Source organism: Kitasatospora sp. NEAU-CNBT7 (assembly GCF_057220535.1).
Window position 1 is genome coordinate 16,671 of the sequence record NZ_JBXQQB010000048.1, and the last position, 17,080, is coordinate 33,750.

General features: G+C 73.0%; 16 protein-coding genes and 1 rRNA gene. 14 read left to right on the top strand and 3 right to left on the bottom strand.

What is annotated here, in order from left to right:
- The first annotated feature begins 17 nt into the window (after positions 1-17).
- Together AC2TEW_RS35320 and AC2TEW_RS35325 are read left to right on the top strand one after the other, a co-directional pair.
- A complete protein-coding gene (locus tag AC2TEW_RS35320; protein ID WP_484627349.1) occupies positions 18-140 on the top strand; it encodes an SGM_5486 family transporter-associated protein in 123 nt (40 codons plus the stop codon).
- A gap of 90 nt (positions 141-230) precedes the next feature.
- On the top strand, positions 231-758 hold the full coding sequence (locus AC2TEW_RS35325; RefSeq protein ID WP_484627350.1) for a SixA phosphatase family protein: 528 nt from the start codon (positions 231-233) through the stop codon (positions 756-758).
- A gap of 62 nt (positions 759-820) precedes the next feature.
- On the opposite strand, the gene serB is transcribed toward AC2TEW_RS35325, so the two are convergent.
- Positions 821-2,077 carry a phosphoserine phosphatase SerB gene (serB, locus tag AC2TEW_RS35330; RefSeq protein ID WP_484627351.1) on the bottom strand — a complete coding sequence of 419 codons (1,257 nt, stop codon included), beginning with the start codon at positions 2,075-2,077 and terminating at the stop codon, positions 821-823.
- A 245-nt stretch (positions 2,078-2,322) separates the two neighbouring features.
- On the opposite strand from serB, the gene AC2TEW_RS35335 reads away from it, so the two are divergent.
- The 3 genes from AC2TEW_RS35335 to AC2TEW_RS35345 all read left to right on the top strand — a co-directional run bounded on the left by AC2TEW_RS35335 (position 2,323) and on the right by AC2TEW_RS35345 (position 6,864).
- On the top strand, positions 2,323-4,941 hold the full coding sequence (locus AC2TEW_RS35335) for an FHA domain-containing protein (RefSeq protein ID WP_484627352.1): 2,619 nt from the start codon (positions 2,323-2,325) through the stop codon (positions 4,939-4,941).
- Between the two features lie 107 nt (positions 4,942-5,048).
- Positions 5,049-6,215: a GAF domain-containing sensor histidine kinase gene (locus tag AC2TEW_RS35340; protein ID WP_484627353.1), complete on the top strand. Its 1,167-nt coding sequence runs from the start codon at positions 5,049-5,051 to the stop codon at positions 6,213-6,215.
- Complete coding sequence (locus AC2TEW_RS35345) at positions 6,208-6,864, top strand: response regulator (RefSeq protein ID WP_484627354.1); 657 nt, start codon at positions 6,208-6,210, stop codon at positions 6,862-6,864. Before AC2TEW_RS35340 ends, AC2TEW_RS35345 begins: the two co-directional genes overlap by 8 nt.
- A 178-nt stretch (positions 6,865-7,042) precedes the next feature.
- On the opposite strand, the gene AC2TEW_RS35350 is transcribed toward AC2TEW_RS35345, so the two are convergent.
- On the bottom strand, positions 7,043-7,837 hold the full coding sequence (locus AC2TEW_RS35350) for an Rv1486c family protein (protein ID WP_484627355.1): 795 nt from the start codon (positions 7,835-7,837) through the stop codon (positions 7,043-7,045).
- Between the two features lie 194 nt (positions 7,838-8,031).
- Between AC2TEW_RS35350 and AC2TEW_RS35355 the strand changes: the two genes are divergently transcribed.
- The 7 genes from AC2TEW_RS35355 (at position 8,032) to AC2TEW_RS35385 (ending at position 14,206) form a co-directional block, all read left to right on the top strand.
- Positions 8,032-8,823: an ABC transporter ATP-binding protein gene (locus AC2TEW_RS35355; protein WP_033819337.1), complete on the top strand. Its 792-nt coding sequence runs from the start codon at positions 8,032-8,034 to the stop codon at positions 8,821-8,823.
- 142 nt (positions 8,824-8,965) lie between these two features.
- Positions 8,966-9,388, top strand: coding sequence for an NfeD family protein (locus tag AC2TEW_RS35360; RefSeq protein ID WP_484627356.1), 423 nt, complete (start codon positions 8,966-8,968; stop codon positions 9,386-9,388).
- A 9-nt stretch (positions 9,389-9,397) separates the two neighbouring features.
- Positions 9,398-10,423, top strand: coding sequence for an SPFH domain-containing protein (locus AC2TEW_RS35365; protein ID WP_033819339.1), 1,026 nt, complete (start codon positions 9,398-9,400; stop codon positions 10,421-10,423).
- Between the two features lie 216 nt (positions 10,424-10,639).
- Positions 10,640-11,407 (top strand): sulfite exporter TauE/SafE family protein, encoded by a 768-nt coding sequence (locus tag AC2TEW_RS35370; RefSeq protein WP_484627357.1) that lies wholly within the window; start codon positions 10,640-10,642, stop codon positions 11,405-11,407.
- A gap of 138 nt (positions 11,408-11,545) precedes the next feature.
- Positions 11,546-11,725 (top strand): DUF1272 domain-containing protein, encoded by a 180-nt coding sequence (locus tag AC2TEW_RS35375; protein ID WP_359889535.1) that lies wholly within the window; start codon positions 11,546-11,548, stop codon positions 11,723-11,725.
- Between the two features lie 73 nt (positions 11,726-11,798).
- On the top strand, positions 11,799-12,095 hold the full coding sequence (locus tag AC2TEW_RS35380) for a 4a-hydroxytetrahydrobiopterin dehydratase (protein ID WP_484627358.1): 297 nt from the start codon (positions 11,799-11,801) through the stop codon (positions 12,093-12,095).
- A 110-nt stretch (positions 12,096-12,205) separates the two neighbouring features.
- Positions 12,206-14,206, top strand: a complete 2,001-nt coding sequence (locus tag AC2TEW_RS35385; protein WP_484627359.1) for an outer membrane protein assembly factor BamB family protein — start codon at positions 12,206-12,208, stop codon at positions 14,204-14,206.
- A 127-nt stretch (positions 14,207-14,333) separates the two neighbouring features.
- On the opposite strand, the gene AC2TEW_RS35390 is transcribed toward AC2TEW_RS35385, so the two are convergent.
- Positions 14,334-14,843, bottom strand: a complete 510-nt coding sequence (locus AC2TEW_RS35390; RefSeq protein WP_033821052.1) for an HNH endonuclease — start codon at positions 14,841-14,843, stop codon at positions 14,334-14,336.
- A 247-nt stretch (positions 14,844-15,090) separates the two neighbouring features.
- On the opposite strand from AC2TEW_RS35390, the gene tyrS reads away from it, so the two are divergent.
- Both tyrS and AC2TEW_RS35400 read left to right on the top strand, forming a co-directional pair.
- Entirely contained in the window at positions 15,091-16,356 is a 1,266-nt protein-coding gene (tyrS, locus tag AC2TEW_RS35395) for a tyrosine--tRNA ligase (RefSeq protein WP_484627361.1), read from the top strand.
- 604 nt (positions 16,357-16,960) lie between these two features.
- A 16S ribosomal RNA gene (locus AC2TEW_RS35400) occupies positions 16,961-17,080 on the top strand; the annotation flags it as partial.

Sequence of the window (17,080 nt, forward strand, 5' to 3'; positions counted from 1 at the left end):
ATGGCACACTTTCCGGTATGCCAGTTCTCGAACCCAACCCCCCGAACGGCCAGAAGAAGCTGCTGCAGCTGCTCGGCATGATCGCCGGCGTCGTGGTGGTGGTGGCCGTGGTCGCCACCGTCGCCGCCAACCTCGGCTGACGGTGGCCCACCGCAGCCGCTCCACTCCTGCGGGTGGCGCCACCGTGGAGCCCGCGCCCGGCGGCTGATTTTCTGCGAAGCTCTGGGGGTATGAGCGCCGACACACCCCGAAGGATCATCGTTCTCCGCCACGCCCGGGCGGACTGGCCCAACCAGGTCGCCGACCATGAGCGCCCCCTGGCCGACCGGGGCCGTGTCCAGGCCACCGAGGCCGGCCAGTGGCTGGTCGACTCCGGCATCAACCCCGACCACGTGCTCTGCTCCACCGCGCTGCGCACCCGGGAGACCTGGAAGCTGGTCGCCCACGAGCTGCCCAAGCGGCACCGCCGGACGGTGTTCGAGGAGCGGGTGTACGAGGCCAGTCCCGGCCAGATCATCGAGGTCCTCCAGGAGACCCCGGACGACAGCGCCGACCTGCTGCTGGTGGGCCACAACCCGGGGGTGCTCGGACTCACCCAGGTGCTCGCCGGGGACGACGGCGACGCCGACGCGCTCAACCGGCTGCGGCTGAACGGCTTCCCCACCGGCGCCATCGCGGTGCTCAGCTTCACCGGCCACTGGAAGGGCATCGAGCCCGGCGCGGCCCAGCTCGACTCGTACCACACGCTGCCGGAGTAGGCCGGCGCGCGGAGGCCGGGGCCGCCGTAGCGGGCCCCGGCCTCCGCCGTGTGCGGGCGCGGTCACTCGGTGGGCGTGCCGTCCAGTTCGTCGGCGGCCTCGACCTCTTCGCGGGTGATGCCCAGCAGGTACAGCACGGTGTCCAGGAACGGGAGGTTCACCGCCACCTCGGCGGCCTCCTGGACCACCGGCTTGGCGTTGAACGCCACCCCGAGCCCGGCCGCGTTCAGCATGTCCAGGTCGTTGGCGCCGTCCCCGATCGCCACCGTCTGGGCCAGCGGCACCCGGGCCTGCTCGGCGAACCTGGCCAGCCAGCGGGCCTTGCCCGCCCGGTCCACGATCTCCCCGGTGACCCGGCCGGTGAACCTCCCGTCCGCCACCTCCAGGGTGTTGGCCGCCGCGAAGTCCAGCCCGAGCAGCTCCACCAGGTGGTCGGTGACCTGGGTGAACCCGCCGGAGACGATGCCGACCTGGTAGCCGAGCCGCTGCAGGGTGCGGATCAGGGTGCGGGCGCCCGGCGTCAGCCGGACCTCGGTGCGGACCTTCTCCACCACACCGGCGTCCAGGCCCGCCAGCAGCGCCACCCGGGCCCGCAGCGACTCCGCGAAGTCCAGCTCGCCGCGCATCGCCGCGGCGGTCACCTCGGCGACCTCCTGCTCGCAGCCGGCGTGCGCCGCGAACAGCTCGATCACCTCGTCCTGGATCAGCGTGGAGTCGACGTCCATCACCACCAGGCGCTTGGCCCGCCGGTGCAGCCCCGCCTCCGCCACCGCGACGTCCACCCGCTGGGCGGCCGCCTCCTGGGCGAGCTCGGTGCGCAGCACCTCGGTGGGGACGCCCGAGACGGTCAGCTCGACCGCGGTGACCGGGTACTTGGCGAGCCGGAACACCCGGTCGATGTTGGCGCCGACGTCGGAGATCCGTCCGCTCAGCGCGGCCACGGCGGCGGCGGTCAGCGGGTGGCCGAGCACGGTGACGTGCGAGCGGCCCTCCCGGCGCGGCCGGTTGTCGCCGGTACCCGAGATGATCTCGGTCTGGAGCTTCATCTCCTCGGCCCAGCGGTGCACCGTGACCCGCAGCTCGCCCTCGGCGTCCGCGGCGTGCGGGGGAGTGACCAGGGTGCAGAGCGTTATCCGCCCCCGGGTGACCATCTGCTCGAAGTCGATCACGTCGACGCCGAAGTCGGAGAGCGTGGTGAACAGGCCCGCCGTGATACCGGGGCGGTCCTTGCCGAACACCTTGACCAGCAGCGTGCGCTCGTCGGCGGTCCGGGACTGTGCGGCGGGGAGAGGCTCAGCGGCCGGATCAGTTGCGTCCATGGTGTCTCCCACGCTACCGGGCCGAGGGCCGGGCCCACCGCACCGGTCCGCCCCCTGGGACGGCCGGACCGTTCGCCTGCACCACCCGTGTCACCGGCCCCCACGAGCTGTGTTGCCACCCGGTCACAGTCTCCTAGGTGACTTTCAGGTACGGCACAACGGCTGGAATGATTCCCCCCGTCACATCACATGACCCCCGCGACCGGGGGCGAACCGGGGGACCGAGAGAGCGGGGCAGGCCGACAGTGCCGCAACTCGTACTGGAACTCAACGGGCAGCGGCGGGTACTGGAACCCGGCCGCAGCTACACCATCGGGCGGGATCCGAACTCGGACCTCACGTTCGACGACGCCAGGGTGTCCTGGCGGCACGCCACCATCTCCTTCACCGGGGCCGCCTGGCAGCTGGACGACCACGGCTCCACCAACGGCACCTTCGCCGGCGGCACCCGGACGCTGCACGTCCAGCTCCTCCCGGGCAGCGTGGTCAACCTGGGCAACCCGGAGAACGGCCCGCGGCTGAGCTTCAGCGCCCCCGCCGCCGCACCCGCGGCCCCGGCGGAGGCCGCCGGCTCCATCCACGAGGCGACCACCCGCCGGGTCACCCCGGGCGCCCCGCAGCCGTGGACCGCCCAGCCGCAGCCGCCGGTCCAGCAGCCGGCCGCCCAGCAGGCCCCGGCCCAGCAGCCGCCCGTGCAGCAGCGCTGGGACGCACCCACCCCGCAGCCCGGCTTCCCGCAGCAGCAGTCCTTCCCGGGCGAGCCCGGCGAGTTCCGGACCGGCCCGCAGCACGCGCCGGTACCGCAGCAGGCGCACCCCGGCCAGGCGGCCCCGGCCCCCGGCCTCGGCAACCCGACCATGGTCCGCAGCCTCACCGCCGGCATGCGCACCATCCGGATCGGCCGCGCGCTCGACAACGACATCGTCGTCTCCGACCTCCAGGTCTCCCGCCACCACGCCGAGCTGCGCCAGCTCGCCGACGGCCGCTGGGAGATCGTCGACCTCGGCAGCCACAACGGGATCTTCCTCAACGGCCAACCGGTCCAGCGTCAGCTGATGGGCCCGCAGGACCGCCTCACCGTCGGCCACTCCAGCTTCGTCCTGGTCGGCGACCAGCTGCAGGAGTTCGTCGACACCGGCGCGGTCACCTTCTCCGCCCACCACCTGACCGTCGAGGTCGACCACAAGGGCGGCAAGAAGGTCCTGCTCAACGACGTCAGCTTCTCCGTCCCGGAGAAGTCGCTGGTCGCGGTGATCGGCCCGTCCGGCTCCGGCAAGTCCACCCTGCTGCGCGCCCTCACCGGCTACCGCCCGGCCGACCGCGGCGAGGTCCGCTACGACGGCCGAAACCTGTACAAGCAGTTCGCCGAGCTGCGCTCCCGGATCGGCCTGGTCCCGCAGTCCGAGATCCTGCACAAGGAGCTCACCGTCCGCAGCGGCCTCAAGTACGCCGCCCGGCTGCGCTTCCCCGGCGACACCGAGCCCGCCGAGCGCGAGCGCCGGATCGACGAGGTGCTGTACGAGCTGCGCCTGGACAAGCGCGCCGACAACCGGATCACCGCGCTGTCCGGCGGCCAGCAGAAGCGCGTCTCGGTCGCCCTGGAGCTGCTCACCAAGCCCTCGCTGATCTTCCTGGACGAGCCCACCTCGGGCCTCGACCCGGGCATGGACCGCGAGGTCATGCAGACCCTGCGCGGCCTCGCCGACGACGGCCGCACGGTCCTGGTGGTCACCCACTCGGTGGCCGAACTCGCCCTGTGCGACCGCCTGCTGGTGATGGCGCCGGGCGGCTCGGTGGCGTACTTCGGCCCGCCGGCCGAGGCCCTGCACTTCTTCGGCTACGAGACCTGGGCCGACGTCTTCCAGGCCTTCGAGAACTACCCCGACCACGACTGGGCCGGCCGCTACCGCGGATCCGTGCACTACCAGGAGTACTCGGCCAACGTGGACGCGGTGGCCGCCCAGAGCGCGCCCAACGTGCACACCCAGGTGCGCCCGCCCAAGCCGCAGAGCTGGGGCTCCCAGCTGTGGACCCTGATCCGCCGCTACCTGGCGGTGATCGCCTCCGACAAGGGCTTCATCGCGCTGTCGCTGCTGCTGCCGCTGGTGCTGGGCGGGGTGTCGACGGTGATCCCGGACAAGTGCGGCCTGGCCGCCTGCGCCGGCAGCGGCCGCAACGACGTGGCCCGGATGATCCTGCTGGTGGTCGCGTTCGGCGCCTGCCTGTCCGGGTCGGCCAACTCGGTCCGTGAGCTGATCAAGGAACGGGCGATCTACGAACGGGAACGGGCCACCGGCCTGTCCCGGTCGGCGTACCTGATGTCGAAGATCATCGTGCTGGGCGCGATCAGCTTCGTCCAGGGCGGGCTGATCTCGGCCATCGCCTTCAAGGTGCGCACGCTGCCCGCCGAGGGCCTGATCTTCACCCACTCCCCGGCGCTGGAGATGTCGATCGGCGTCATCCTGCTGAGCTTCACCTCGATGATGTTCGGCCTGGCGATCTCCTCGCTGGTCAAGACCGCCGAGAAGACCATGCCGCTGCTGGTCATGTTCGCCATCGTCCAGATGGTGATGACCGGCGCGATCTTCCAGCTCTTCGACAAGCCGGGCCTGGAGCAGCTCGCCTGGCTGATGCCGGCCCGCTGGGGCGTCGCCGCCAGCGGCAACACCCTCGACCTGGCGCACATCTCGCCGGTGGTCGCGGTCCGCCCGCCCGAGCAGCCCCCGATCGACCCGCTGTGGGACCACTCGGCCGGTCACATGATCCTCAACTGGATCGCCCTGATCGTCCTGTCCACCGGCCTGGCGTTCGCCATCCAGCGCTTCCAGAAGCGCCATGAGCCCGACGTCATGCAGAAGGGCTGATCCCGCCCGCACCGCCGCTGTCGGCCCTCCTCCCACCGGTCCTAGGCCCCGGGGAGGAGGGCCGACGGCTGACGCGGGCGGCCCGGGGGCGGCGGTAGCGTGAGGGCATGTCGTTGGAGAACGCCCACCCCGGGCCCGGCTGCGACCCCTGCCTCGGCGGCATCGAAGCGATCAGCTCCGCCGTCCTGGGCATGAGCCGCCACCTGGAGGTCCGCGAGGTGCTGCGCCGGATCACCGCATCCGCCCGCACCCTGCTGAACGCCGAGTACGCCGCCCTCGGCGTGCCCGACGACCACGGCGGCTTCGCCCGGTTCGTGGTCGACGGCGTCAGCGACGAGCAGTGGAAGGCCATCGGCCCGCTGCCCCGCCAGCACGGCGTCCTGGCCGGCATGCTGCACCGGCTCACCCCGACCCGGCTCACCGACGTCCGCCGGGCCCCCGACTTCGGCGGCTGGCCGCCCGCCCACCCGGAGATGACCGACTTCCTCGGCATGCCGATCCTGGACGGCACCGAGGTGCTCGGCGCGCTCTTCCTCGCCAACAAACAGGGCACCACGGCCGGCTTCACCGCCCACGACGAGGAACTGCTGCGGATCCTCACCGCCCACGCCGCCCTCGCCCTCGGCAACGCCCGCCTGTACGAGCGCAGCCGCGAACTCACCCTGGCCGGCGAACGCGCCCGGATCGCCCACGACCTGCACGACGCCGTCTCGCAGAAGCTGTTCTCGCTGCGCCTGACCGCCAAGGCCGCCGCCACCCTGGTCGACCGCGACCCGGCCCGGGCCCGCGCCGAACTGGCCGAGGTGGCCCGGCTGGCCGCCGAGGCGGCGGACGAACTGCGCGCCGTGGTCGTCGAGTTGCGCCCGGCCGCGCTCGAGGAGGACGGCCTGGTGGCCACCCTCGCCTCCCAGGTCCAGGTGCTCGACCGGGCCCACAGCGCCGAGGTCAGCTTCCACCCGGCCGAGGTCCGGGCCCTGCCGCCGGCCCGCGAGGCCGCCCTGCTGCGGGTGGCCCAGGAGGCCCTCCACAACGCGCTGCGGCACGCCGGGGCGCGGGCCGTCACGGTCTCCCTGACCGGCACCGCCGACCGCGGCGCGGTGCTGCGGATCACCGACGACGGCCGGGGCTTCGACCCCGAGTCGGTCCGCCGCGGCGGACGCCACCTGGGCCTGGTGTCGATGCGCGACCGGGCCGCCTCCGTCGGCGGCCGGCTCACCCTGGAATCCGCCCCGGGCAAGGGGACGGTCGTCGAGATGGAGGTCCCCGGTGCCTGACACCGACGCACCGATCCGCGTCCTGGTGGTCGACGACCACCAGGTGGTCCGGCGCGGCCTGCGCACCTTCCTGGAGGTCCAGGACGACATCGAGGTGGTCGGCGAGGCCGCCGACGGCGCCGAGGCCGTCGCCCGGACCCAGGAGCTCGCCCCCGACGTCGTGCTGATGGACCTCAAGATGCCCGGCGTGGACGGCATCGAGGCGCTGCGGCTGCTCAAGGAGGACGGCAGCCGGGCCCGGATCCTGATCGTCACCAGCTTCACCGAGCACCGCACCATGGTCCCCGCGCTGCGGGCCGGCGCCGCCGGGTACGTCTACAAGGACGTCGATCCGGAGGCGCTGGCCGGTGCGATCCGCTCGGTGCACGCCGGGCACGTGCTGCTCCAGCCGGAGCTGGCCGCGGCGCTGCTCGCGGACAGCGGGCCGCACGTCCCGCAGGGCCGCGGCGGCACCCTGACGGACCGTGAGCGCGAGGTGCTGGGCCACATCGCGGCCGGCCGCTCCAACCGCGAGATCGCCCGCGCGCTGCACCTGTCGGAGAAGACGGTCAAGACGCACGTCTCCAACATCCTGATGAAGCTCGACGTCGCCGACCGCACCCAGGCCGCCCTCTGGGCCGTCCGCAACGGCGCGGCGGGCGACGCCTGACGGGCGCTGCCCCGCCGGGGCGCCGGGGGCGGAACCGCACGACCGGCCGTACGAGGCCGGGGCCGGGGAAGGCGGGCACGCTCCACCGGCTGCCGCTCCACCGGCTGCCGCTCCGCCCTCGCACGGTTCCTCGCGGCCCGGAGGTTCCCGGGGGACCCCCGGCGCTCCTGCCGGGCGGTCAGCGTTCGTCGACGGCGGCGTTGTAGGCGGCGACCTGGGCGCGGCGGGCGGTGCGTTCGAGCGGGGCGAGGGTGGCGCGGCGGGCGGCCATCTCGGAGGCGCTGACGGCCGCGCCGTGGCTGCCCGAGGCGATCGACAGCAGCGCCGACACCTGGCGGGCCGACTCCAGGATCCGTACCGCCCGCGGCGGGTAGCCGGGCGCCAGCAGCTCGGTGTGCCCGCGCCGCCGGTACGCGTCCAGCGCCCGCAGCGTCTCGGGCCCGGCCCCCGCCACGTCGAGGCGGGCCAGCAGCGCGGTCGCCTCGCGCAGCCCGTCCGCGAGCTCGCGCTCGGCCTCGTGCAGCGACGGCACGTCGGCGGGCGGCCCGTCGTTCACCCCGGTGCAGCGCCACAGCACGGTGGCCGAACGGTCCCCGGCCGGCCCGAACACCTCGACCTCGGGGACCAGCCCGACCGGCACCCCGACCGCCAGCACCGCCTCGCCGGCACCGAGCGCCAGCGCGTTGAAGGCGGCCGGCCCGGTCAGCCCCAGCGGGTGCCCGGCCGTCGGCAGCGCCAGCCGCAGCCCCTTCACCCCCAGCACCCGCAGCCGCCCGAGCGCCCAGGTGAGCCCGTGCAGCTCCCCTTCGGCGTCCCCCGGCAGCCCGGTCACCCGGTGGTTCTCGTCGGCGCCCAGCACGGCCGCCGCCGCGTCGTCGGGCGAGGCGGCACCGCTCAGCAGGGCGTTGCCCCAGGCGGTCAGCCGGCCCGATCGCGGCTCTTCGTACGGATTCTCGGAAGGAGTAGCGAGCATCCAGCCAGCCTACGGACTACGCCGACATCCGGGTGGCGTAGGTTTGCCCTGTGCGTGCGCCGCACCCGCTCCCCGCCCACCGGTAGGCGGAGTAGGCTGCCCGCCCGCACGGACTGTCGACACGACTGGACCGCACCCCTGGGCCTTCGCGCAGGCCCCAGGACGGCCGAATCTGCATTGGGGAAGGCGTAGGCATGAGCGACGTGCTGGAGCTGGTGGACGTATCCGTGGTCCGGGAGGGCCGCGCGCTCATCGACCAGGTCTCCTGGTCGGTCGCCGAGGGCGAGCGCTGGGTCATCCTGGGCCCGAACGGCGCCGGCAAGACCACTCTGCTCCAGGTCGCCGCGACCTACCTGTTCCCGACCTCGGGCGCCGCCGCGGTGCTCGGCGAGAAGCTCGGCGAGGTGGACGTCTTCGAGCTGCGCCAGCGGATCGGCTTGGCCAGCGCCGCGATGTTCGAGAAGCTGCCGGCCGAGCAGACCGTGCTGCAGTGCGTGCTGACCGCCGCGTACGGCATGACGGTCAGCTGGCGCGAGCAGTACGACACCACCGACGAGCAGCGTGCGCTGGCCCTGCTGGACCGCCTCGGGATGTCCGAGTACACCACCCGCAAGTTCGGCACCCTCTCCGAGGGCGAGCGCAAGCGCACCCTGATCGCCCGGGCCCTGATGACCGACCCCGAGCTGCTGCTGCTGGACGAGCCGGCCGCCGGCCTCGACCTCGGCGGCCGCGAGGACCTGGTCCGCCGGCTCGGCGCGCTGGCCCAGGACGCGCACGCCCCGGCGATGGCGATGGTCACCCACCACGTGGAGGAGATCGCGCCGGGCTTCACCCACGTCCTGATGATCCGTCAGGGCAAGGTGCTGGTGGCGGGTCCGCTCGACACCACGCTGACGGCCCGCAACCTCTCGCTCTGCTTCGGCCTCCCGCTGACCCTGGAGCGGCACGGCGACCGCTGGTCCGCGCAGGGCCTGCCGCTCGGCTGAGCCCCGCGACGCACGGCCCGGCACGCGGTACTGAACAACTGAACTTCGGCTGAAGCGGGCCGGTCGTACGTGCGGCCGGTTTCCGCCCGTCCACCTGCGGGAACTTTCCGCCGCAAGACCGTTCCCTCCCTAGGATGGACCTGTGGACAGCTGGATCTGGTGGCTCCTCGCCGCCGTCGGCCTGGGCATACCTCTGGTGCTCACGGCCATGCCGGAGTTCGCCATGTTCGCGCTCGGCGCCGGCGCGGCGGCCCTGGCGGCCGCGCTCGGGGCGGGGGTGGTCCTCCAGTTCCTGGTGTTCGTGGGGGTCTCCGTCGCCCTGCTGGTACTGGTCAGACCGGTCGCGTACCGGCTGCTGCAGAAGGGGCCGGAGATCCGCACCGGCGTCGACGCGCTCCCGGGCGCCTCGGCGGTGGTACAGGAGAGGGTCGACGGGGAGGGCGGCCGGATCAAGCTCAACGGGGAGATCTGGTCGGCTCGCGCGCTCAACCCCGGCAGCGTCTACGAGCCGGGGCAGCAGGTCGACGTCGTCGAAATCCAGGGCGCAACCGCCCTGGTCGTCTAGGGGAGAGTCGTGGAACCCGTCCTTATCGTGCTGGTCGTCCTGGTCGTGGTGGCCTTCATCGCACTGATCAAGACGATCCAGGTCATCCCGCAGGCCAGCGCCGCGATCGTGGAGCGCTTCGGCCGCTACACCCGCACGCTCGGCGCGGGGCTGAACATCGTGGTGCCCTTCATCGACACCATCCGCAACCGGATCGACCTGCGCGAGCAGGTGGTCCCGTTCCCGCCGCAGCCCGTGATCACCTCGGACAACCTGGTCGTCAACATCGACACCGTCATCTACTACCAGGTGACCGACGCCCGGGCCGCCACCTACGAGGTCGCCAGCTACATCCAGGCGATCGAGCAGCTCACCGTCACCACGCTGCGCAACATCATCGGCTCGATGGACCTGGAGTCCACGCTGACCTCCCGCGAGGTCATCAACGCCGGTCTGCGCGGCGTCCTGGACGAGGCCACCGGCCGCTGGGGCATCCGAGTCAACCGGGTCGAGCTGAAGGCGATCGAGCCGCCGACCTCCATCCAGGACTCGATGGAGAAGCAGATGCGCGCCGACCGGGACAAGCGCGCCGCGATCCTCACCGCCGAGGGCTCCCGGCAGGCCGCCATCCTGCGCGCCGAGGGCGAGAAGCAGGCCGCGGTCCTGCAGGCCGAGGGCGAGGCGCAGGCCGCGGTGCTGCGCGCCGACGGTGAGGCGGCCGCGATCCGGACGGTCTTCGAGGCCATCCACGACGGCGACGCGGACCAGAAGCTGCTCGCCTACCAGTACCTGCAGACCCTGCCCGAGCTGGCCAAGGGCGACTCCAACAAGCTCTGGATCATCCCGAGCGAGGTCGGCGACGCGCTCAAGGGCCTCGGCGGCGCCTTCACCGGCCTGACCGGCGGCGGGAACGGCGCGGCGCCGGCCGCGGCGCCGAGCGGCCGGATCCCGGTCGACCCGACGGCCGGGCCGCGCCCGGTGGACACCGACACCAAGTCGGCGGCCCGCCCGCGGGTCGAGCCGACCCGCGAGTACCCGAAGATCGACCCCGAGTGACCGGGACACCCCGCCGGTAGCCGTATCGCAGACCGGCCCCGAGGGCCCGTACCGCACCGCCGGTACGGGCCCTCGGGCCGTCCGGGCACCGGTCGGCCGGGCGCGCGGGGTCCGGGGGCCCGGTGCGTCCGGGGTCCGCATCCTGGATGGCCGCTGGCCCGTCCGCCGCTCCCTCCGGCATGATCGTCCCGACAGGACCGAGCGAGGGGATGGCAGATGACACTCTGGGAGGGTGTGGCCGTGCTGCTCGCCGGTGTGGGCGCCGGCACCATCAACACCATCGTCGGCTCGGGCACCTTGATCACCTTCCCGGTCCTGCTGGCGGTCGGCCTGCCCCCGGTGACCGCCAACGTCTCCAACACCCTCGGCCTGGTCCCCGGCTCGCTCAGCGGCGCCATCGGCTACCGCCGCGAGCTCAGCGGCCAGCGCCGCCGGCTCGCCCGGCTCTCGGTCGCCTCACTGATCGGCGGCCTGGCCGGCGCCGTCCTGCTGATCCGGCTGCCGGCCAAGGCCTTCGACGCGATCGTCCCGGTCCTCATCCTGCTCGCCCTGGTCCTGGTGGTCCTCCAGCCCCGGGTGGCCCGCGCGATGGCCGCCCGCCGGGCGAACGGCGACGGCGCGCCCGCCGAGGAGGTCGGCCCGGTGCTGTTCACCGGCGTCCTGCTGGCCGGCGTCTACGGCGGCTACTTCGGCGCCGCCCAGGGCGTCCTGCTGCTCGCACTGATGGGCATGCTGCTGCAGGACTCGATGCAGCGGATCAACGCCACCAAGAACGTCCTCGCCATGATCGTCAACGCGGTCGCCGCGGTCTTCTTCCTCTTCACCTCCACCATCGACTGGACCGCCGTCCTGCTGATCGCCGTCGGATCCGCCGCCGGCGGCCAGCTCGGCGCCAAGGTCGGCCGCCGGCTGCCCCCCGCGGCGCTGCGCGGCCTGATCGTGGTGGTCGGCCTGGTCGCGGTCGGCCGGATGCTCTTCGGCTGACCCGCCCGCGCGGTCCCGTCCCCGGCGGACGTCCTGCTCAGCCGGTACCCCAGGCGCACTCGATCAGGCTGCCCCACCCTCGTACCGGTGGACCGTCCTGATCCACCGTCACCCGCCACCCCACCCGGGAGGACCCCGATGGCCCTGGAAATGCGCGAGATCTGCGAACGCTGCGAGGTGTCGCTCAAGGCGGACGGCCCCGCCTTCATATGCTCCTACGAGTGCACCTTCTGCCCGGACTGCACCGGGGCGATGGCCGCCACCTGTCCCAACTGCGGTGGCGAGCTGCTCACCCGGCCGCGCCGGACCACCGGCTGATCCGGCGGTCCGGACGACGGGCCCCGCCGCCGACCCCGGCCGACCGGCCGGGACCAACGAGAGGTACCGCCGCATGAGCAGGGTCAGGCTTACGGAGGACGAGATCGCCGCAGGCCTGGCCGGCCTGCCCGACTGGCGGCGCGAGGGCGACTCGATCGTCCGCACCGCGGAGACCGCGAGCTTCCCGACCGCGATCCGGGTGGTCGGCGCGGTCGCCGAGGACGCCGAACGGCTGGACCACCACCCCGACATCGACATCCGCTGGCGGACCCTGCGGTTCGTGCTCTCCACCCACAGCGAAGGCGGCCTGACCGCCCTCGACCTCACCCTCGCCGGGCTCATCGACCAGGCCCTGCGGACCGCCGACTGACCGCCGGCTGACCCCCGGTCAGCGCCCGCCCGAGCCCGCGGCGGCGGGCCCGTCCCGTCCACCATGAGATGCTGGCCCACGGCAGCACGCAGTCGGGACGGACGGAACGCATGGCTCAGGACCATCCCCCAGCCTCGGGCCAGGGATACCCGCACGACACCAACGGGCAGCAGCAGCCGGTCGGCTACGACCAGCAGCAGCCCTGGTATCCCCAGCAGACCGAGGCCGCCACCGGGTGGGCGCCGGACCCCGGCCACCAGCAGCAGCCGTACGGCGCCCAGGCCGGAACCCCGGCCTGGCAGCCCGGCGACCAGTGGGAGAACGCCCTCCCCCCGCACGACCCGACGGCCGGCTACTACCAGCCGTACCAGGCCGAGCAGTACGGCTACCCCGCCGCCCCCGGCCAGGACCAGCAGCTGTACGCCCCGGCGGACACCGGTGACGGCTACGGCGGCTACCTCCCCTACGAGAGCGCCCCCGCCGCGCCGGCCACCACCGGGTACGACGGCGGCCACCTCGACCCCGGCGGCCACCCCGCCGACGGGACGCCCACCGGGTACCCGCCCTTCCCCCCGGCCTCACCGCCCGACACCGTCGGGGCGGCCGGGCCGGACGGTCCCGGTCCCGGCGCGGGCGTGCGCCCGGACGACAGCGCGCCCGGCGGCGACGGCCCGGCCGGGGAGGACGGCCGCGGGCCGGAATCCGGCGCCGGAGCCGCGGCGGCCGCCAAGCCGTCGCTGCTGGACCGCGCCAAGGCCGCCGCCGCGAGCGCCGCCGGCGCCGCCAACGGCTCCGGCCAGCAGGCGCCCAGCCGCCGGGCCCTCGCGATCCGGGTCGGCGCGGGCGTCGCCGCGCTCGCCGTCCTGGTCACCGCGGGCGTCCTGGTCACCGGCGACGACGATCCGGTGAAGCCCGCCGCCGACGCCCCCGTCAGCCAGAACATCGCGGTCGCCCACGACAAGGCCTGGGCCGCCCAGCCGGCCACCGCCGCGCCCGACGGCAGCGACGACACCCTGGCCGGCAGCTGGCTGCTGGCCGACGCGGTGGTCCGCGCCGACGGATCCGGCGTGCACGCCTACGGCCTCGCCGACGGCAAGGCGACCTGGACCCTCCAGGCGCCCGCCGACGGCGCCGTGCCCTGCGGACTCAGCCCGAGCGTCAACGCCAAGGGCCTGGGCGCCGTGCTGTTCCGCGCCGGCGCGGACCCGAAGCTGCCCTGCACCACACTGGCCGCCGTCGACACCAAGACCGGCAAGGCCGTCTGGACCAAGGCCGTCTCCGACACCAAGGACGCCTACGCGGCACACGTCGCCGTCACCGACGACAAGGTCATCGCGGTCGGCGACGACCGGGCCGCCGCCTGGGCGGCCGAGGACGGCAAGGACGTCTGGCAGTACGCGGGCCAGGGCAAGTTCTGCACCCTCTCCGGCGGCGCCGGCGGCGCCACGGTCGTGCTGCACAGCAGCTGCGCCGACTCGACCCCGGTCGACCAGGCCGTGGCCCTGAACGCCGCCGACGGCAAGGTCACCTGGTGGCGCGGCCTGAACAACCAGCCGAAGACCGTCACCGTGCTCTCCGCCGAACCCGCCGTGGTGCTCACCACCGGGGAGAAGCCGGCCGACGACCGGGTCTTCGCCTGGGGGCCGAGCGGCGACCCCGCCGCCGAGATCCCGGTCGTGGCCGAGGGCGGCCGGCTGGAGGTGGCCCGGGGCACCTTCGACGCCGTCCCCGGCGTCTACTTCCACGAGCACACCATGATCGCGGCCGTCACCCCGGCCGACCCCGCCGGCGCCCCGTCCGTCGCCGCGTACGACCTCACCACCGGCAAGTCCGTGTGGCGCACCCCGGTCGCCGAGAAGCGCAAGTCCCGGCCGGTCGGCCTGGACGGCTCGGGCCTGCTGCTCGCCGTGGACGAGCGGCTCGACCAGCCCGCCCACATCAGCCGTTTCGCGCTGACCGGCGGACAGGAGACCCAGGGCGGCGCCTTCCCGCCCGGCACCGGCTCGCTGCTCACCTCGGGCCGCCTGCTCGCCGGCGGCGAGAAGGTCGTCGCGATGCCCGAGCACGCGTTCAACTTCGGCGTCGCCACCGCCTTCCGCAGCAAGGGCTGACGCCCGCCACGGACGGCGGTGGGACGTACGGGTGGGCCGACCTGTCCCCCGACCGGGTCGGCCCACCGGCTCCGTGCGCCGCCCACCGGTCCCACGGACCGCCGGGCGACACGGCTGCCGCGGTCCGCTAGGCGGTGGCCGGCAGCCAGGCGGCCAGGTCGCCGAGGTCGCCCTCGCGCAGGCCCAGCGCCAGCATCAGGGTGGCCTCCGGCGTCGGCTCGAACGGCCGCCGCAGCAGCCGCATCCCCGCCTGCTCCGGTGTCCGGTCGGCCTTGCGCTGGTTGTCCTCGGCACAGGCCGCGACGGTGTTCAGCCAGCTGTCCGCGCCACCGCGGGACCGCGGGACCAGGTGGTCCACGGTGCTCGCCCGGCGTCCGCAGTACGCGCAGACGTGCTGGTCCCTGACCAGCACGCCGCGGCGCGACCACGGGGCCCGTTGTCGGAACGGCACCCGGACGTACCGTTGCAGTCTGATCACCCGGGGCACCGGGACGGACACACCGGTACCACGCACCACGCGCAGCGGATGGGCCTGCTCGACCACGGCCTTGTCCTGCAGTACGAGGACCACGGCACGCTTGAGCGAGACCGTGGTCAGCGGCTCGTAGCTCGCGTTCAGTACCAGCGTGTTGCGCATCTTCAGGCCACCTCCCTGCAGCACGTGCCGACGGCACGGCCGCCCCTCACCGCCGCCACCCGGCGGTGGGACAACTGTGACCGTGCGCCACCCGCGGAACAACGGAATTTCCGCGCCCCCGCGCCGACCGGCCGAAACCCGTTGGCACCGACCGCGTACTCTCTAAGACGCTGGATCCGTCCGGCGTACGGCCCGACCGAACGGGCCGGCGGCGCACCGGACGCCCGACCGAAGGAGAAGCGTGACCGTGACGGACATCGTCGACGAGCTGCGGTGGCGTGGGCTGATCGCCCTGTCCACCGACGAGGACGCACTGCGCAAGGCGTTCGCGGACGGCCCGGTCACCTTCTATTGCGGCTTCGACCCGACGGCCCCGAGCCTGCACCTCGGCAACCTGGTGCAGATCCTCACCATGCGCCGCCTCCAGCAGGCCGGAAACCTCCCGCTCGGCCTGGTCGGCGGAGCCACCGGCCTGATCGGCGACCCCAAGCCGACCGCGGAGCGCGTCCTCAACGACCCCGAGACCGTGGCGGCCTGGGTCGACCGCCTGCGCGGCCAGATCTCCCGCTTCCTCGACTTCGACGGCGAGTACGCGGCCCGCATGGTCAACAACCTGGACTGGACGTCCGGGATGTCGGCCATCAGCCTGCTGCGCGACATCGGCAAGTACTTCCGGGTCAACAACATGATCGCCAAGGAGGCCGTCGCCCGACGGCTCAACTCCGACGCGGGCATCAGCTACACCGAGTTCAGCTACCAGATCCTCCAGGGCATGGACTTCCTGGAGCTGAACCGCCGGTACAACTGCACCCTGCAGACCGGCGGCAGCGACCAGTGGGGCAACCTCACCGCCGGCACCGACCTGATCCGCAAGGCCGACGCCAAGTCGGTGCACGCGCTGGCCACGCCGCTGATCGTCAAGGCCGACGGCACCAAGTTCGGCAAGACCGAGTCCGGCACCGTCTGGCTCGACCCCGAGCTGACCACCCCCTACGCCTTCTACCAGTTCTGGCTGAACGCGGACGACCGGGACGTCTCCACCTTCCTGCGCATCTTCTCCTTCCGTACCCGGGAGGAGATCGAGGAGCTGGAGCGCGAGACCGCCGAGCGGCCCGCCGCCCGCCTCGCCCAGCGCGCCCTGGCCGAGGAGCTCACCTCGCTGGTCCACGGCGAGGACCAGTACGAGCGCGCGGTCGCCGCATCGAAGGCGCTTTTCGGCCAGGGCGAACTCGCCGACCTGGAGCCGGCCACCCTCGCGGCAGCGCTGGCCGAGGTCCCGAAGGCGACGGTCACCGAGCTCGGCCAGATCGTCGACCTCCTGGTGGAGGCCGGCCTGGCCCCGAGCCGCTCGGCCGCCCGCCGCACCATCAAGGAAGGCGGCGCCTACCTCAACAACGCCAAGGTCACCGATGAGGAGGCCACCGCCGCCGCATCCGACCTGCTGCACGGCCGCTGGCTGGTGCTGCGTCGGGGCAAGCGCAACCTGGCCGCGGTGGAGCTGGCCGCGCACTGACACCGCGCGACGGGCCCCACCCGCTGCCGAGCCGCCGTCAGATCGCCGCGGTGGCGGGCGGGTTGACCGTCGAGCTCAGCCATGAGGGGCCGGATCCAGCCAGATCCGGCCCCTCATGTTTGACTCGACCGACACCTGGGCGTAACGTAGTCCGAGTCGCCTGAACGGCCGAGGCCGAAGGTGACGATCCCCCAAACTCTCACTCGAGCGACACGTCGCGCACCTTTTCGATCGCCATCGGAACGGAAAAGCGGGCCGAATAACTCTGGTAGAGTTCGGGAGCGCCGAAAGGCAAAAGCGAAATCCGATGAACGAAACTCCGGAAAACGGAGCGGAAAACATCTGATAAGCTGGAAACACGAAAGAACGAAGCGCCCGGAGGGCCCGCTGGAAGGCGGTCCGAAGGAAGCGTCCGTTCCTTGAGAACTCAACAGCGTGCCAAAAGTCAACGCCAGATATGTTGACATCCCCGGCCGGTCCGTTCGGATCGGTTGGAGATTCCTTTAGTAACAAAACACTAGCGAGGACGCAGTGCGCGGGACCGCCCTATTCCGGTGGTTGCCGTGCCGCTCAACGCGGGTGGCCGCTCGATTACGAGCAGACATTCACGGAGAGTTTGATCCTGGCTCAGGACGAACGCTGGCGGCGTGCTTAACACATGCAAGTCGAACGGTGAAGCCCTTCGGGGTGGATCAGTGGCGAACGGGTGAGTAACACGTGGGAA

What these genes read in the sequence shown, in the direction of transcription:
- AC2TEW_RS35340 (WP_484627353.1), top strand. Translation starts at nt 5,049, where the DNA reads ATGTCGTTGGAGAACGCCCACCCCGGGCCCGGCTGCGACCCCTGCCTC.
- AC2TEW_RS35355 (WP_033819337.1), top strand. Translation starts at nt 8,032, where the DNA reads ATGAGCGACGTGCTGGAGCTGGTGGACGTATCCGTGGTCCGGGAGGGC.
- serB (WP_484627351.1), bottom strand. Translation starts at nt 2,077, where the DNA reads ATGGACGCAACTGATCCGGCCGCTGAGCCTCTCCCCGCCGCACAGTCC.
- AC2TEW_RS35320 (WP_484627349.1), top strand. Translation starts at nt 18, where the DNA reads ATGCCAGTTCTCGAACCCAACCCCCCGAACGGCCAGAAGAAGCTGCTG.
- AC2TEW_RS35385 (WP_484627359.1), top strand. Translation starts at nt 12,206, where the DNA reads ATGGCTCAGGACCATCCCCCAGCCTCGGGCCAGGGATACCCGCACGAC.
- AC2TEW_RS35380 (WP_484627358.1), top strand. Translation starts at nt 11,799, where the DNA reads ATGAGCAGGGTCAGGCTTACGGAGGACGAGATCGCCGCAGGCCTGGCC.
- AC2TEW_RS35370 (WP_484627357.1), top strand. Translation starts at nt 10,640, where the DNA reads ATGACACTCTGGGAGGGTGTGGCCGTGCTGCTCGCCGGTGTGGGCGCC.
- AC2TEW_RS35375 (WP_359889535.1), top strand. Translation starts at nt 11,546, where the DNA reads ATGGCCCTGGAAATGCGCGAGATCTGCGAACGCTGCGAGGTGTCGCTC.
- AC2TEW_RS35350 (WP_484627355.1), bottom strand. Translation starts at nt 7,837, where the DNA reads ATGCTCGCTACTCCTTCCGAGAATCCGTACGAAGAGCCGCGATCGGGC.
- AC2TEW_RS35390 (WP_033821052.1), bottom strand. Translation starts at nt 14,843, where the DNA reads ATGCGCAACACGCTGGTACTGAACGCGAGCTACGAGCCGCTGACCACG.
- AC2TEW_RS35325 (WP_484627350.1), top strand. Translation starts at nt 231, where the DNA reads ATGAGCGCCGACACACCCCGAAGGATCATCGTTCTCCGCCACGCCCGG.